Origin of the sequence: Pseudomonas citronellolis (assembly GCF_029335315.1) — a bacterium.
GTDB lineage: Bacteria > Pseudomonadota > Gammaproteobacteria > Pseudomonadales > Pseudomonadaceae > Pseudomonas > Pseudomonas citronellolis_A.
Window position 1 is genome coordinate 1 of sequence record NZ_JARJLT010000045.1, and the last position, 14386, is coordinate 14386.

Sequence of the window (14386 nt, forward strand, 5' to 3'; positions counted from 1 at the left end):
AGCCCGGACAGCCCCGGCTTCATCGTCAACCACGCCGGCCGCGCCTACAGCACCGAGGCCCTGCGCATCCTCGGCGAGGGCGTGGCCAGCGCCGAGCAGATCGACCGCATCCTGCGCGACGGCGCCGGCTTCCGCATGGGCCCCTTCGAACTGTTCGACCTGACCGGGCTGGACGTTTCCCAGGCGGTGATGGAGTCGCTCTACCAGCAGTTCTACCAGGACCCACGCTACCTGCCCTCGCCGCTGGCGGCGCAGCGGGTGGCCGCCGGCCTGCTCGGGCGCAAGACCGGCGAAGGCTTCTACCGCTACCAGGACGGCCAGCAGATTCGCGAAGCGCAGCCGCAGCCCGAACCCGTGGCCCTCGACCGCCCGTTCTGGCTGGACAGCCAGGACCCGGAGCTGCGCCACCGCGTCGGCCAGCTGCTGACCCAGGCCGGCGTGGTGCTGGAAAGCGCCGACGCGCCGTCCGCGCGGGCCATCTGCCTGGTCACCCCGCTGGGCGAGGACGCCAGCACGCGCATCGACGCCCAGGGCCTGCCGGCCGAGCGCAGCCTGGCCCTGGAAAGCTTCGGCGACCTCGACAAGCGCCGCGTGCTGATGCGCCAGCCGGCCCTCGACCCGCGCCTGGAGGCCCAGGCCCGGCAGGCCCTGGGCGCCGACGGGGTGGTGGTGGAAGTGATCAACGACTCGCCCGGCTTCATCACCCAGCGGGTGATCGCCAGCATCGTCAACCTCGGCTGCGAGATCGCCCAGCGCGGCATCGCCAGCCCGACCACCCTCGACCGCGCGGTGCAACTGGCCCTGGGCTACCCGCTGGGCCCGCTGGCGCTCGGCGAGCACTACGGCGCGGCGCGCATCCTCACCATCCTCCAGGGCCTGCAGGGCTGCTACGGCGAACCGCGCTACCGGCCAAGCCCCTGGCTGCGCCGCCGAGTGCAACTGGACCTGCCGCTGCACAGCCCCGACGCCGCCGATTGAAGACGTGGCCTCACCGTAGGAGCGCGCCATGCGCGCGATTCGCGGGCATGGCTCGCTCCTACCAAACGCACCCGCCCCGTTCGCAGGAGTGACGGGGAGGGTGTACACGGCAACTAGCCAAGCCATTAAGGCCCTTGGGTGGCCCTAGAAGGACACGAAACGCCCGTCCTTGAGCTGCTCCAGCGCCGCCTGGCGCTGCGCGGCGGGCAGCGCGCCGAGCTTCTCGACCCGCGCGTAGAACGCCTGCCAGTTGCCGCCGACCTGGCGGAACAGCGTGGCGAAGGCCGGTACCCACTGGTCGTAGAGGCCGAACGGCAGCAGCTTGGCGTTGTTCAGCGGGCCGTTGACCCAGGCGTCGTAGGGGCACTTGCCGGCCCATTCGCGGCGGCACAGCTCGCGGTAGTCGCGGCGCAGGCGCTCGAATTCGGCGGCCTTGCCGGCGCGCTTGGCCTCGTCGCCGACGGGGCTGGCGTAGAGCGCCTGCAGGCGCTCGCGGGTATCCAGCACCAGGCGGGTGAAGCTTTCGCGCTGGCGCACGCGGCTGGAGTCCTCCGCCGGCAGGCCACGGGAGGCGCGCCAGCGGCGGCCGCCTTCCTGCTCGACGAAGCTGGCGTAGGACTCGTTGAAGGCGGTGTCGCCGGGCAGGTAGTAACGCTGGTGGCCGAGCTCGTGGAAGAGGGTCTCGGCCAGGCGCTGGTCGTCCCAGCGCAGCATGCTGCTGATGATCGGGTCGTCGAACCAGCCGAGGGTGGAGTAGGCCTCCACGCCGCCGACGAAGACGTCCCAGCCCTGCGCCTGCAGGCGCTTCGCCTCGGCGTTGGCGCCGGCCTCGGCGTAGAAGCCACGGTAGGCCACGCAGCCGGCGATGGGGAAGCAGTGGGTCAGCGGCTGCAGCGACAATTCCGGCGCGGCGAACACGTTCCACACCACATAGGGCCGGTGGATGTCGCTGTACACGCGGTAGCTGCGGTTGTCCGGCAGGCCCAGCTCGGCGCTGGCGTACTCGCGGGCCTGCTGCGACAGCGCCAGGCGTTCGCGCAGTTTCGCGTCGCGCGACGGGTCGGCGACCACTTCGGCCACCGGCTCACGGGCGTTCAGCAGCTTGAGTTGGCCGCTGCCCAGTTGCCCGTAATAGCCGACCGTGGAACAACCGCCCAGCAGGAACAGCGCCAGGCAGGGAACCCAGCGGGGCAATCGGCGGTCGAGAATCGCAGTACACAGGCGGGCGGGCATGCGCGGCACCTTAGCACAGGCCCCGAACCGCCGCCGCCCGCACAACAAGACTGACTGGAGTGTGTCCATGCGCCCGCTGCTCGTCGCCGCCGGCCTGCTAGCCCTGAGCGGCTGCTCGCTGATCCTGCCCCAACCCGACCCGAACCGTGCCTGGATCGACCTGGACACCAACGACCACAGCGACCTCGCCGCCACCGGCGTCGACGGCCAGCCCTGGGACAGCAGCCGCTACTTCGAGGTCGACCCCGGCCAGCACGAGTTGCACCTGCGCTACCAGTTCCAGGTCGCGCCGCAGGACATCGGCTCCGGGGCAGCGGTTTCCGAGTCGCTCTGGCGCGACTGCCAGCTGAGCCTGACCTACAAGGACTTCAGCGCCGGCCAGCGTTACCGCCTGGAGACCGGCAGCATCGGCTTCTACCCCTGGGCGCGGCTCTACGACGAACAGGCCAACGAAGTCGCGCGGGGCCGCACCGGGCGTTGCGCGAAGAGCTGACGGGCGCGCCGAGGCGTATGCTGGAGGCACCCTCCGCTCCGAGCGACGCCGTCATGCGCACACTTGCACTGCTGCTTCCCCTGGCCCTGCTGGGCGCCTGCGCCGGCCCACTGCCGGCGCACGACCCGCAGCTGGCCTGGGTCGACCTCTACACCCAGCCGGCCAACAGCGTCACGGCCCAGCGCCTGGACGGCGAAGTGCTGCGCGACGGCCGCTTCTTCCAGGTGCCGGCCGGCAAGCACGAGCTGGAAGTGCGCTTCCAGTACGACATCCCGGGTGGCGGCGGCGGCCTGGCGATGAGCGACGACACCTCGCAGATCACCTGTCGCGTGTGGATCACCTACGAGCACTTCGCCCCCGGCCAGCGCTACCGCCTGGAGCTGCGCCCGCAGCTGCGCAAGGCCCTGGCCCTGCTCACCGACGCCAACGGCCAGCTGGTGGCCAGAACCGACTTCCAGGGCGCGATGAACTGCAACCTGTTCTGAGCCGCGCGGCTCAGTCGTCGTTCTTCTGGTAGATGATCTTGCGCGTGCCGCCCTCGCAGCTGCCGACCACCATGTTGGGGTCCTTCACGTCGGCGCTGGCGACTATCTCCAGGGTGTAGGAGGTCACCCCGGCGGACTGGATCTTGGTCTCGATCTCCGCCTTGAGTTCCTCGCACGGCTTGGTTTTCGCCTGGGCGGCGCCCGCGCAGGCCAGTGCCAGCAGCAGCACGGCGAATTTGCTCATGGTCATGGCATTCCCTCGTCAGCCCCACCACGGGGCGGCCTATCCTAACGAGAGACAGCGCGGCGGCGACAGAGTGCCATCAACGAAAAGGGGCGCCACTGGCGCCCCTCTGCGGTCCCGCGGCGAAATCAGTGCCGCGAATAGACGATCTCCTTGCTCCCGCCTTCGCAGGTGCCGACCACCTTGCCGCCGGCGCCCTTGTCGACGACCTCCAGGGTGTAGCCCGAGGCGCCCTTGGCCTTGATCTTGGCGTCGATCTCCGACTTCAACGCCTCGCACGGCTTGCCGGCGGCCAGCGCGCTTCCCGCCATGGCCAGCAGGCCCACGGCCAACAGCAGTTTCTTCATGGGTGACGCTCCTTCGCTTGACGACTGGACGAAGGCCCCGCAGGGCCCGTGGAAACGACCGCCGAGGGCGGTCCCGAAAGCCACCGGCACCCCGGCCCGCGGGCGCGCGCTGGCGCAAGGCGGATCAGCTGTCGGCGATCCGGAAGCCGACCTTGAGGGTCACCTGGTAGTGCCCCACGGCACCGTTCTCGATGTGCCCGCGGGTGTCCACCACCTCGAACCACTCGAGGTTCTTCAGGCTCTTGGCGGCCTCGGCGATGGCGTTGTTGATGGCGTCTTCGATGCTGGTGCGGGACGAGCCGACCAGCTCGACCTTCTTGTAGGTGTGATGGTTCGACATGGGCTGCTTCCAGGTGCGCCGCAGGGCGCGCGGTGAGTGAATGTCCTTCTAGGACACTAGCCGAGCCCGGCAGGTGCAGCAAATTGCCGCCAGCGCTCAGCCGGCGGCGGCCAGTTCGCCCTGCAACCAGGCCGCCAGGCGCTCGGCGCGCGGGTCGAGGCCACGCGCCGGCACCCACAGCGCCAGCCGCGCGCGGGTCTCGACGAAGCCCCAGGGCGCGGCCAGGCGGCCGGCGGCGAGGTCGTCGGCCACCAGCGCCTGTGGCGCGATGGCCACGCCGAGGCCGGCCACCGCCGCTTCCAGCAGGTAGTAGAGGTGCTCGAAGCCCTGCCCCAGGCGCAGCTGGCGCGCCTCCAGGCCGGCCGTCAACGCCCATTGCGGCCAGGCCTGGGGCCGCGAGGTGGTGTGCAGCAGCGCCTCGCCGAGCAAGGCCCGTGGCCCCGCTTCGCGCAGCTCGGCGTAGCGCGCATGGCGCGGGCTGAGCACCGGGCCGATGCGTTCCACCGCCAGTTCGAACACGCGCATGTCCGCCGGCCACGGCGGTTCGGCGAACAGCAGGGTGGCGTCGACGCCGCCGCGACGGGGGTCCTGCTCGCCCTCGCTGGCGGAGAGTTGCAGGCGCAGGTCCGGCAGCTCGCGGTTGAGGCGGTCCAGGCGCGGGATGAACCAGCGGGCGAGCAGGCTGCCGGGGCAGCCGAGCACGAAGGGCGCGTCGCCGCCGGCCTGGCGCAGCTCGGCGCAGACCCGCCGCAGGCGCTCGAAGCCGTCGCCCGCGACCTCGGCCAGGCGACGCCCGGAATCGGTGAGTTTTACGCCGCGCCCCTCCTTGCCCAGCAGGGCGACCCCGAGGTCCTCCTCCAGCTGCCGCAGCTGCCGGCTCACGGCGCCGTGGGTGACGTGCAGCTCGGCCGCCGCCAGGCTGACGCTGCCCAGCCGGGCCACGGCATCGAAGGCGCGCAGGGCGTTGAGCGGGGGAAGGTCACGGCTCATGGCATTCAACCTGTGAGTTTTCCTGACATGTCGAGGCGATCTTATCGCTTTTCCCGGCCGCCCGGCAGTCGTATCCTCGGCACATGTTCCAGGAGCGGGCCACCGCCCGCGACCGCGCCCCAGGCGCGCCTGCCCCGACACCAGAGGAGCCTTCCCATGTCCACCCTGCGCAACGGTCCCGACGCCAAGGGCCTGTTCGGCCAGTTCGGCGGCCAGTACGTCGCCGAGACCCTGATGCCGCTGATCCACGACCTGGCCCGCGAATACGAGAAGGCCAAGGACGATCCGGCGTTCATCGAGGAACTGGCCTACTTCCAGCGCGACTACGTCGGCCGCCCGAGCCCGCTGTACTTCGCCGAGCGCCTGACCGAGCACTGCGGCGGGGCGAAGATCTACCTCAAGCGCGAAGAGCTGAACCACACCGGCGCGCACAAGATCAACAACTGCATCGGCCAGATCCTCCTGGCCAAGCGCATGGGCAAGAAACGCATCATCGCCGAGACCGGCGCCGGCATGCACGGCGTGGCCACCGCCACCGTGGCCGCGCGCTTCGGCATGGAATGCGTGATCTTCATGGGCACCACCGACATCGATCGCCAGCAGGCCAACGTGTTCCGCATGAAGCTGCTGGGCGCCGAGGTGATCCCGGTGGTCTCCGGCACCGGCACCCTGAAGGACGCGATGAACGAAGCCCTGCGCGACTGGGTGACCAACGTCCACAACACCTTCTACCTGATCGGCACCGTCGCCGGCCCGCACCCCTACCCGGAAATGGTCCGCGACTTCCAGGCGGTGATCGGCAAGGAAACCCGCGAGCAGCTGGCCGAGAAGGAAGGGCGCCTGCCCGACTCGCTGGTCGCCTGCATCGGCGGCGGCTCCAACGCCATGGGCCTGTTCCACCCGTTCCTCGACGACGCCAGCGTGAAGATCATCGGCGTCGAAGCGGCCGGCCACGGCATCGAGACCGGCAAGCACGCGGCCAGCCTGAACGGCGGCGTGCCCGGCGTGCTGCACGGCAACCGCACCTTCCTGCTGCAGGACGAGGACGGCCAGATCATCGACGCCCACTCGATCTCCGCCGGCCTCGACTACCCCGGCATCGGCCCGGAACACGCCTGGCTGCACGACATCGGCCGCGTCGAGTACACCTCGATCACCGATCACGAAGCCCTTGAGGCGTTCCACCAGTGCTGCCGCCTGGAAGGCATCATCCCGGCGCTGGAGTCCTCCCACGCCCTGGCCGAAGTGTTCAAGCGCGCGCCGAACCTGCCCAAGGACCACATCATGGTGGTGAACCTGTCCGGTCGTGGCGACAAGGACATGCAGACCGTCATGCACCACATGCAACAGGAGCAGCAAGCATGAGCCGCCTGCAGACCCGCTTCGCCGAACTCAAGCAGCAGAACCGCGCCGCCCTGGTGACCTTCATCACCGCCGGCGACCCGGGCTACTCCACCTCGCTGGACATCCTCAAGGGCCTGCCCGAAGCCGGCGCCGACGTGATCGAGCTGGGCATGCCGTTCACCGACCCGATGGCCGACGGCCCGGCGATCCAGCTGGCCAACATCCGCGCCCTGGGCAACGGCCAGAACCTGGCCAAGACGCTGAAGATGGTCCGCGAATTCCGCGCCGGCAACGACACCACCCCGCTGGTGCTGATGGGCTACTTCAACCCCATCCACTACTACGGCGTGGACAAGTTCATCGCCGACGCCAAGGAAGCCGGCGTCGACGGCCTGATCGTGGTCGACCTGCCGCCGGAGCACAACGAAGACCTCTGTCACCCGGCCCAGGCCGCGGGCATCGACTTCATCCGCCTGACCACCCCGACCACCGACGACAAGCGCCTGCCGACCGTGCTCGAAGGCAGCTCGGGCTTCGTCTACTACGTCTCGGTGGCCGGCGTGACCGGCGCCGGCGCGGCAACCCTGGACCACGTCGAGGAAGCCGTGGCGCGCCTGCGCCGCCACACCGACCTGCCGGTATCCATCGGCTTCGGCATCCGCACCCCGGAACACGCGGCGAACATCGCGCGCCTGGCCGACGGCGTGGTGGTGGGTTCGGCGCTGATCGACAAGATCGCCGACGCCGGCAGCTCCGCCGACGCCGTGCAGGGCGTGCTGGGCCTGTGCCGGCAGTTGGCCGAGGGCGTGCGCAACGCTCGCTGAGCCTCGCGCCACGCACGAAAAAGGCGACCCTCGGGTCGCCTTTTGCGTTACTGGCCGGCGCTTATTCCGCCGCTTGCGACAGCCCCAGGCCCTGGGCCGAACCCAGCGCGAAGGCGAGGAAGTCCTGCACGCTCATCGCCTGGCCGTTGAAGTTCACCATGGCGTCGGCGTAGCTCAGGCGGCTGACCAGGCTGTTGCCTTCCAGGCGCGCCCATTTCGAGTTCAGCGCCATGCCGCTGAACAGGTCGCTGGCGGCGTCGGACTCCTGCTTCAGCGCCACCGCGTCGAGCTGGCCGCCATCGAGGCTGGCCTTGAGCGCCACCAGGTCGCCGATCAGCGGCTTGTCGACCTTCACCTCGGCCTTGAGCCCGGCGAGCATCTGCGCGGCCAGCAGGGTCGGGTCGGCGACGGCGCCCTGCGGCTTGCGCAGGTCCAGCGCCAGGTTCATGCGCGCCTCGCCATGGGCGGTGCGCAGCGACAGCTCGTCCAGCGCCAGTTTCGGCGCGCCTTCCAGCAGGCGCATGGCCCGGGCCTGCAGCTCGGTCTGCTGCACCGGGGTCAGTTGCGCGCTAAGCGGGTCGGCGCTGTTCAGGTTGGCCAGGGCGACCTGGTTGTAGGTGTCGGACAGTTGCTTGAGCGCGGCCTCGTCGAGGTCGCGGGCGCTCAGCGCCAGGGTCAGGCTGCCGATGTCGTGGTCGGCCACGCCGAGCTTGCCGATGCGGTAGCTGACGGTCTGGTCGAGGCCCTTGGCGCCCTTGTTCAGCGCCTCCTCCACCTCTACGTCCTGCAGCACCACGCGAGGGGCGCCTTCGGTCTGCACGGCGAAGCTCCGGGCCTTGATGCTGCCGGGGCCGGTGGCGAAACCGGTGGCCATCTCCAGCTTCCGCACGGCCAGCGCGATGCCGCGCAGTTCGATGCGCACCGGCTTGGCGGATTCGGGGTCGAGGGTGGTCAGGTCCAGCTCGTCGAGCTGCGCGGCGACCTTCATGTCTGTGCTGTCCGGGGACAGGGCGAAGGCCAGGCGCGCCGGCGACAGGCGCAGGACGTCGTTGCGCGCGCTGTAGTTCAGCGCGGCCAGGTTCAGCTCGCCGGTCTGGCTGCGGTCGTAGCCGATGGTCAGCTCGCCGCTGAGCGGCACCTGTCCGGCGGTGGCGGCGAACCACGGCTGGGTGAGGGGCGTCTGCTCCAGGCTGAAATGGCTCTGCGCCATGACCGGCGCGAGCTCACCACGGGCCAGCCGCGCGGGCGGGAAGGGGCCGTGTTCGAGGCGGTCGGCGATGACCAGGGTGCGCGGCGCGCCGCCCTTGTCGTCGGCCAGGTTGACCTGGTAGCGCGCGGTGCTGGAGAACAGGCCACGCTCGATACCCAGCAGGCTGAAGGAAATCCCGGCATCGGGCGCCAGTTCCTTCATGCGCGTGTTGGCCTCGGCGAGGCTGCGGTTCACTTCCTGCTCGACGCGGGTGCCGGTGTACCAGGCGCCGGCCACGGCAAGGCCGACGACGGCGAGGGGAATGGCGACGGCCAGGGCGGTCTTGTTCATGCTGCTTCCTTTCGTGATCGGCCGTACGGGAGACATCCTGTCGACCGTTATTGGGGTGGTTGGCGGGCGGAACTCTAACAGGCGCCCCGGAGCCGCTCCAGCGCTTCGTCCGACCGGCGGTTGACCTGGCGCCGCCAGCTGGCAGGATGGAAGACCCGCGCCAACCCCGGTCCCGCCTATGCCGCTCCTGCACAGCCTCCACCACGTCGCCCTGATCTGCTCCGACTACCCGCGTTCGAAGCGCTTCTACACCGAAGTGCTGGGCCTGCGGGTGATCGCCGAGACCTACCGCGCCGAACGCGATTCCTGGAAGCTCGACCTGGCCCTGGGCGAAGCGCAGCTGGAGCTGTTCTCCTTCCCCGGCGCCCCGCCCCGGCCGTCCTACCCGGAGGCCCAGGGCCTGCGCCACCTGGCCTTCGCCGTGGACGACCTGGACGCCGCCGTGGCCCACCTGCAGCGCCACGGCGTGCGCTGCGAAGCGATCCGCCGCGACGAGCTGACCGACAAGCGCTTCACCTTCTTCGCCGACCCGGACGAGCTGCCGCTGGAGCTCTACGAGCGCTGATGGACCTTCATCCGCCCGTAGGATGGCGTTGAGCGAAGCGATACCCATCGCCATGGCGCGACGCTCAGGCGGCGGATAACCGCGAACGGTTATGCGCCCTACGTTCCCGGCGGGCGTCCGTGTAGGGCGAATGAAGCGGAACGCTTCATCCGCCGTGAGCGTCAGGCCGGCATCGCCGCGTCGCCCAGCGCGTTGCGCAGGCTGGCCAGGTCGCGCAGCGGCGGGGCGCCGAACAGGCGGCTGTATTCGCGGCTGAACTGCGACGGGCTCTCGTAGCCCACGCGGTGCCCGGCCACCGCCACCTCCAGGCCCTCGGAGAGCATCAGCCGGCGCGCCTCCTGCAGCCTCAGCTGCTTCTGGTACTGCAGCGGGCTGAGCGCGGTCACCTCCTTGAAGCGGTGGTGCAGGGTGGAGGCGCTGAGGTTCACCTCGCGGGCCAGGTCGTCGATGCGCAGGGCCTTGTCGAAGTTGCGGTTGAGCCATTCGATGGCGCGGGTCACCCGGTGGGTCTGGCTGTCGGTCATCGCCAGGTCGTGCAGCAGGTGGCCCTGGGGCCCGCGCAGCAGGCGGTAGAGGATTTCGCGGACGAACAGCGGCGCCAGCATGGGAATGTCGCGCGGGCTGTCGAGCAGGCGCATCAGCCGTAGCAGGGCGTCGAGCACCGTGCTGTCCAGGCGCTGCAGGTAGATGCCGCGTCCGGCCGGACGCGGCGCGGCGCCGGCCAGGCCGGCGTCGGCGATCAGCCGGGTCAGCTCGCCCGGGTCGATATCCAGGCGCAGCGACAGGTAGGGTTTGTCCGCCGAGGCCTCGACCACCTGGCCGCACACCGGCAGGGTTACCGAGACCACCAGCAGGTTCAGCTCGTCGTAGCGGTAGATTTCCGGACCGACGCGGATTTCCTTGCTGCCCTGGGCGATCACGCACAGCGCCGGGCGGTACAGGGTCGGCATGCGGCCTTCGCTGGGTTGCTCCAGGCGCGCCAGCGACAGCGAGTCGATGGCGGTTTCATGGATACCGGCGGCGCGGTTGCAGTGGCGGTCGATGATGTCGGCCAGTTCCTGGCGGCTGGCGGCGATGGAATCGTGGGGCTGCGGCATGCGAGGGGGCCTCCGAGAGTGGCGGCGTCCAGCTTACGCCCGGCGCCCGGAGGAAGTATGACAGGCAGGCGCGCGCTGGAGGATCGGGCAAGCAATCGGCAGGATCGTACAAGCCGGGCGCCGGGGAAAGCCCCTATCGTCAGGGGGCGGGGCCGAAACGGGCGGTTTCGGGCAAGGTGCGCACAAAGGCGCAGGATCAGGCAAGAAGTGAACAGCATCCGTCTACCACCGGAAGCGCCCCGGCCCCTACTCTGGCACAACCGGGCGAATCCCCGTTGCGCCCGGGACAGGAGGAGATCTCACATGGGCATTCGACAACCCTTCGAACACCACCTGCTGATCCAGTCCCGCCCTGGCCATGAGGCCGCCCTGGCGGAATTGCTGGACCACCTGATCAGCGCCGCGCACCAGCTGCCCGGCTGCCAGTCCTACGAGGTGCTGCTGCCGGCCACCCGCAGCGACTTCTGGCGCCTGCGTGGCCGCTGGGCCGACGCCGACAGCCTGCACGCGTACCTGGAACTGCCACTGCAACAACTGCTGGGGGAAATCCTCCAGCATCACGCCCTGAGCCTGCACGCCCACCTGGAACAGCCGCGCGAGGAGTCCCGCGCGGCCTGATCCACCCTCAATACTCCAGGCGCCAGCCCAGGGTGAAGGTCCGCCCGCGGCCCTGGTAGTCGTACAGATAGGCCGGCCCGTAGGTCGGCGAATAGAACAGCGCCGCGCGCTGCCCCCAGACGGTGCTGTATTCGCGGTCCAGCAGGTTCTGCACACCCGCGCTGAAGGTGCCGAAACCGGTCTTGCGTTCCCCCATCAAGTCGAAGGTCGTGTAGCCGTCGATCTCGTGATCGGCGTCGTCCTTCAGGCTCATGGCGTGGTTGGCCTGCAGGCGCGCGCTGTTCAACTCATCGTTCCAGCCGACGAAGGCGGTGGCCTTGGACAGCGAAGCGTAGCGCGCGTCGCGCTTGATCCAGCCGCCGTCGGCGTCCTCTTCTTCCGAACGCACCAGGTGCAGCGTGGTGCCGCCCTGCCAGCCGCTGTCGAAGTAGCGGGTCAGCGCGCCCTCGAAACCGTAATCGCGGCTCTTCTGGTCGTTGACGTCGATGGTCAGGGTGGCCTGGTCGACGCTGATCACCTTGTCCGACCAGATGTAGTACACGGCGGTCTGCGCCTGCCAGTTCATGTCCGCGTAGCGCCAGCCCAGCTCGACCTGGCGGCTCTTGATGCCGGCCAGCGGGTTGTCGTCCACCGACAGCCCGGCCTTGCCGTAGTACTTGGCCGGGTCGGGCAGGTCGAAGCCCTCGCTGTAGTTGCTCCACAGCTGGTGGCCGTTCTTGAAGTCGTAGATCGCGCCGAGGTTGAACAGGTTGACCTGGTAGTCGTTGCTGCCGCCGGGCACGCCTTTGAAGTCGTCGACCTCGACGTCCATCTTCTGGTGGCGGGCGCCGCCGGAGAGGGTCAGATTGTCGGTCAGCTTGTAGTCCAGCTGGCCATAGAATGACAGGCCGTCGACCACGTAGCTGGGGTAGCGCGGCGCACTGCTGGCGGTTTCCAGGTCGAGGCCGCCGCTTTCCGAGGAGGTGCGCTGGTCGAAGGTCTTCTGCTCGGCGTTGAAGCGCTCGTGGTCGAGGTCCACGCCGTAGGTGAACTTGAACGCGTCCCACTGCTTGCTGAACAGGCCCTTGAGGCCGCTGACCTCGAAGTTCTGCTGCGAGGCGGCGAAGTACACGCCGTTGACCCCGGCCGGCTTGCCGGCGTTGTAGTAGGGGAAGGGGTAGAAGTTGTCGTCTTCCTTGCGGTAGTAGGCCTGCAGGTAGAAGTCCTGGTCCAGCAGGTCGGCGTGGTGGTAGTTGGCGTTGAGCAGCACGCGCCGGGTCTGCGGCTCCAGGTCGGTGTCCAGGCCGCTGCGGATCTGCGCGTCGTTCAGGTCCGAGGGCGCCTTGTAGTTCAGGTTGGGAAAGTAGATGCCGGTGCTGCCGTCGTTGCCCGAGTCGTAGTACTGGGCCAGCAGGTCGAGGCTCTGCTCGTCGCTGAACTGCGCGGTGAGGTTGCCCATCACGTCGACGGTGCGGTTGTACTGCAGGTCGGTCTGGGTGTTGTCGATGAAGATCTGGTTGCCGGCGCCGTCGTAGAAGGCTTCGTTCTTCTCGGCGGAAACCCCCAGGCGGCCGTTCAGGCTGTCGGTGCCGCCGCTGACCGATTGCGCCAGGCGGGTGGAGAGGTCGTCGCTGTTGTTGAAGCCGCTGCTGGCGCCGAGCTGGCTTTCGAAACGGGCGCCGCCGGCCGCGCCTTTCTTGGTGATGATGTTGATGATCCCGCCGGTGGCGCCGCCGCCGTAGATGGCGCTGGCGCCGGACAGCACTTCGATGCGCTCGACGTTGAACGGCGAGATGCTGTCGAACTGCCGCGACAGGCCCCGCGAGCTGTTCTGGCTGACCCCATCGATCATCACCAGCACGTTGCGCCCGCGCATGTTCTGGCCATAGTTGGTGCGCCCCTCGGGCGCCAGGTCGAGGCCGGGCACCAGCTTGCCCACCGCTTCCTTGAGGCTGACGCCAGTGTCCAGCTGTTCGCGCAGCTGGGTCTGCTCGACCACCCAGACGGTGCCGGGAATCGAGCTGATGTCGGTGGGGGTGCGCGCGGCCACGCTGATCTGCGTCGGCGCCATGCTCAGCGGCTCGCCCCGCGCGCCCTTGTCGCGCTGCAGCAGCACGGTGCGCTCGTCGCTGAAGCTCCAGCTCATGCCGCTGCCGGAAAGCAGCTTGTTCAACGCTTCCTCGCGGCTGTAGCGGCCGTCGAGGCCGGGGCTGCTCAGGCCCTGGACGTCCTCGGAGTTGAACAGCAGGTGCAGCCCGGCCTGGTCGGCGAACTGGGTCAGGGCGCTGTCCAGGCTGCGCGGCGCGATGTGCAGCTCGACGTCGGCGTTCTCGGCGGCCTGGGCCAGCGGGCTGGCGCCACCGAGCAGGGTGGCGAGCGCCAGGGCGCGGTACAGCGGGGAGAAGCGATGATGCATGCGGTGGTTTCCGTTCTTGTGTGGCAGGGGCGCGTTATTGGGAATTCTTCGCGTTCATGCCTACGACGAAACGACCTGGCCGACCTTGCAGTGGGAAATGGAAAATATTTTCATTTGCGGGAAGAAGGGGGAACTCCTGGAACGGTGGAGCGCTGGCTTGGCCGAGTTCCCTCTCCCTAACCCTCGGCTGGGGAGAGGGTTACGGAGGTGACCTCAAGCTCCGACACGACCGGTAGACACCTCTCGCTACTACGAAGCGCTCACCACCGGCCTCACCACCACCAGCCACGGCAACCGCGTCACCCGCACCGGCTGCAGGCGCTCCAGGGTCTGCAGCAGCGCCGCCGGGTCGTCGAGGTCGAACACGCCGCTGACCTTGTGCCGGCGCAACGCGGCGTCGGTGAGCAGGATGCGCCCCGGCAGGTAGCGCTCCAGTTCCGCCAGCACCTCGCCGAGCGGGCGCTGGTTGAAGATCAGCTTGCCGCGCTGCCAGGCGCTGGCGCTGTCCAGGTCCAAAGGCTGCACCGGGCCCGGCGCGGACTCGCCGCGATAGGCCAGGCGCTCGCCGGCGGCCAGGCGCACCGCCGGGCTGCCGGCGGCGTCCACCCGGACCACGCCTTCGCTCACCGCGACCTGCACTTCCGGGCCGCGGCTGTCGACGTCGAAGCGCGTGCCGACGGCGGTCACTTCACCATTGCCCGCGTGCACCACGAACGGCCGCTGCGCGTCCTTGGCCACTTCGAACAGCGCCTCACCGCCGTACAGGCGCAGGTCCCGGCGGTTGGCGCTGAAATCCACGGACAGCGCGCTGGCGCTGTTCAGCCAGACCTTGCTGCCGTCTTCCAGCTCGACCAGCCGGCGCTCGCCGGTGGCGGTGGCGTAATCGGCGTAAA

The 14386-nt window shown here is 69.3% G+C and carries 16 protein-coding genes; 7 read left to right on the top strand and 9 right to left on the bottom strand.

Annotated features, from left to right (window positions below):
* A partial coding sequence (locus tag P3W75_RS03605) for a 3-hydroxyacyl-CoA dehydrogenase family protein (protein WP_276226001.1) occupies positions 1 to 978 on the top strand: 978 nt, incomplete at its 5' end.
* A 144-nt stretch (positions 979 to 1122) separates the two neighbouring features.
* Here P3W75_RS03605 and P3W75_RS03610 read toward each other — a convergent pair.
* Complete coding sequence (locus P3W75_RS03610; protein WP_276226002.1) at positions 1123 to 2211, bottom strand: aminopeptidase; 1089 nt, start codon at positions 2209 to 2211, stop codon at positions 1123 to 1125.
* Between the two features lie 67 nt (positions 2212 to 2278).
* On the opposite strand from P3W75_RS03610, the gene P3W75_RS03615 reads away from it, so the two are divergent.
* Positions 2279 to 2704 carry a hypothetical protein gene (locus P3W75_RS03615; RefSeq protein WP_276226003.1) on the top strand — a complete coding sequence of 142 codons (426 nt, stop codon included), beginning with the start codon at positions 2279 to 2281 and terminating at the stop codon, positions 2702 to 2704.
* A 53-nt stretch (positions 2705 to 2757) separates the two neighbouring features.
* Complete coding sequence (locus P3W75_RS03620) at positions 2758 to 3189, top strand: hypothetical protein (RefSeq protein WP_276226004.1); 432 nt, start codon at positions 2758 to 2760, stop codon at positions 3187 to 3189.
* A 10-nt stretch (positions 3190 to 3199) separates the two neighbouring features.
* Here the strand turns inward: P3W75_RS03620 and P3W75_RS03625 are convergent, their stop codons facing one another.
* From P3W75_RS03625 to P3W75_RS03640, 4 genes are all read right to left on the bottom strand, one after another.
* A complete protein-coding gene (locus tag P3W75_RS03625; RefSeq protein WP_276226016.1) occupies positions 3200 to 3433 on the bottom strand; it encodes a DUF1161 domain-containing protein in 234 nt (77 codons plus the stop codon).
* Positions 3434 to 3561: 128 nt separating this feature from the next.
* The gene (locus P3W75_RS03630) at positions 3562 to 3780 is read right to left on the bottom strand and encodes a DUF1161 domain-containing protein (RefSeq protein WP_276226005.1); all 219 of its coding nucleotides are present in this window, start codon (positions 3778 to 3780) and stop codon (positions 3562 to 3564) included.
* A gap of 124 nt (positions 3781 to 3904) precedes the next feature.
* Positions 3905 to 4120, bottom strand: a complete 216-nt coding sequence (locus P3W75_RS03635) for a dodecin (protein WP_276226006.1) — start codon at positions 4118 to 4120, stop codon at positions 3905 to 3907.
* A gap of 96 nt (positions 4121 to 4216) precedes the next feature.
* Positions 4217 to 5110 carry a LysR family transcriptional regulator gene (locus tag P3W75_RS03640; RefSeq protein WP_276226007.1) on the bottom strand — a complete coding sequence of 298 codons (894 nt, stop codon included), beginning with the start codon at positions 5108 to 5110 and terminating at the stop codon, positions 4217 to 4219.
* A gap of 156 nt (positions 5111 to 5266) precedes the next feature.
* Here P3W75_RS03640 and trpB point away from each other — a divergent pair, with 156 nt between their 5' ends.
* Complete coding sequence (gene trpB, locus P3W75_RS03645) at positions 5267 to 6475, top strand: tryptophan synthase subunit beta (RefSeq protein WP_276226008.1); 1209 nt, start codon at positions 5267 to 5269, stop codon at positions 6473 to 6475.
* Positions 6472 to 7278 (top strand): tryptophan synthase subunit alpha, encoded by an 807-nt coding sequence (gene trpA, locus P3W75_RS03650; protein ID WP_276226009.1) that lies wholly within the window; start codon positions 6472 to 6474, stop codon positions 7276 to 7278. The genes trpB and trpA overlap by 4 nt, the downstream gene beginning before the upstream one ends.
* Before the next feature lie 61 nt (positions 7279 to 7339).
* Here the strand turns inward: trpA and P3W75_RS03655 are convergent, their stop codons facing one another.
* Positions 7340 to 8818: a YdgA family protein gene (locus tag P3W75_RS03655; RefSeq protein ID WP_276226010.1), complete on the bottom strand. Its 1479-nt coding sequence runs from the start codon at positions 8816 to 8818 to the stop codon at positions 7340 to 7342.
* Between the two features lie 178 nt (positions 8819 to 8996).
* Between P3W75_RS03655 and gloA2 the strand changes: the two genes are divergently transcribed.
* On the top strand, positions 8997 to 9383 hold the full coding sequence (gene gloA2 / locus P3W75_RS03660) for an SMU1112c/YaeR family gloxylase I-like metalloprotein (RefSeq protein WP_276226011.1): 387 nt from the start codon (positions 8997 to 8999) through the stop codon (positions 9381 to 9383).
* Between the two features lie 161 nt (positions 9384 to 9544).
* Here gloA2 and P3W75_RS03665 read toward each other — a convergent pair whose 3' ends face one another.
* A complete protein-coding gene (locus P3W75_RS03665; protein ID WP_276226012.1) occupies positions 9545 to 10480 on the bottom strand; it encodes an AraC family transcriptional regulator in 936 nt (311 codons plus the stop codon).
* A gap of 303 nt (positions 10481 to 10783) precedes the next feature.
* Between P3W75_RS03665 and P3W75_RS03670 the strand changes: the two genes are divergently transcribed.
* Positions 10784 to 11098, top strand: a complete 315-nt coding sequence (locus P3W75_RS03670) for an antibiotic biosynthesis monooxygenase family protein (RefSeq protein WP_276226013.1) — start codon at positions 10784 to 10786, stop codon at positions 11096 to 11098.
* A 7-nt stretch (positions 11099 to 11105) separates the two neighbouring features.
* On the opposite strand, the gene P3W75_RS03675 is transcribed toward P3W75_RS03670, so the two are convergent.
* Both P3W75_RS03675 and P3W75_RS03680 read right to left on the bottom strand, forming a co-directional pair.
* Positions 11106 to 13493, bottom strand: coding sequence for a TonB-dependent receptor (locus P3W75_RS03675; protein WP_276226014.1), 2388 nt, complete (start codon positions 13491 to 13493; stop codon positions 11106 to 11108).
* A gap of 249 nt (positions 13494 to 13742) precedes the next feature.
* Positions 13743 to 14386 (bottom strand): FecR family protein (locus P3W75_RS03680; protein ID WP_276226015.1); only part of this gene is annotated, 644 nt, incomplete at its 5' end.

What these genes read in the sequence shown, in the direction of transcription:
- P3W75_RS03610 (WP_276226002.1), bottom strand. Translation starts at nt 2,211, where the DNA reads ATGCCCGCCCGCCTGTGTACTGCGATTCTCGACCGCCGATTGCCCCGC.
- P3W75_RS03615 (WP_276226003.1), top strand. Translation starts at nt 2,279, where the DNA reads ATGCGCCCGCTGCTCGTCGCCGCCGGCCTGCTAGCCCTGAGCGGCTGC.
- P3W75_RS03620 (WP_276226004.1), top strand. Translation starts at nt 2,758, where the DNA reads ATGCGCACACTTGCACTGCTGCTTCCCCTGGCCCTGCTGGGCGCCTGC.
- P3W75_RS03625 (WP_276226016.1), bottom strand. Translation starts at nt 3,433, where the DNA reads ATGAGCAAATTCGCCGTGCTGCTGCTGGCACTGGCCTGCGCGGGCGCC.
- P3W75_RS03630 (WP_276226005.1), bottom strand. Translation starts at nt 3,780, where the DNA reads ATGAAGAAACTGCTGTTGGCCGTGGGCCTGCTGGCCATGGCGGGAAGC.
- P3W75_RS03635 (WP_276226006.1), bottom strand. Translation starts at nt 4,120, where the DNA reads ATGTCGAACCATCACACCTACAAGAAGGTCGAGCTGGTCGGCTCGTCC.
- P3W75_RS03640 (WP_276226007.1), bottom strand. Translation starts at nt 5,110, where the DNA reads ATGAGCCGTGACCTTCCCCCGCTCAACGCCCTGCGCGCCTTCGATGCC.
- trpB (WP_276226008.1), top strand. Translation starts at nt 5,267, where the DNA reads ATGTCCACCCTGCGCAACGGTCCCGACGCCAAGGGCCTGTTCGGCCAG.
- trpA (WP_276226009.1), top strand. Translation starts at nt 6,472, where the DNA reads ATGAGCCGCCTGCAGACCCGCTTCGCCGAACTCAAGCAGCAGAACCGC.
- P3W75_RS03655 (WP_276226010.1), bottom strand. Translation starts at nt 8,818, where the DNA reads ATGAACAAGACCGCCCTGGCCGTCGCCATTCCCCTCGCCGTCGTCGGC.
- gloA2 (WP_276226011.1), top strand. Translation starts at nt 8,997, where the DNA reads ATGCCGCTCCTGCACAGCCTCCACCACGTCGCCCTGATCTGCTCCGAC.
- P3W75_RS03665 (WP_276226012.1), bottom strand. Translation starts at nt 10,480, where the DNA reads ATGCCGCAGCCCCACGATTCCATCGCCGCCAGCCGCCAGGAACTGGCC.
- P3W75_RS03670 (WP_276226013.1), top strand. Translation starts at nt 10,784, where the DNA reads ATGGGCATTCGACAACCCTTCGAACACCACCTGCTGATCCAGTCCCGC.
- P3W75_RS03675 (WP_276226014.1), bottom strand. Translation starts at nt 13,493, where the DNA reads ATGCATCATCGCTTCTCCCCGCTGTACCGCGCCCTGGCGCTCGCCACC.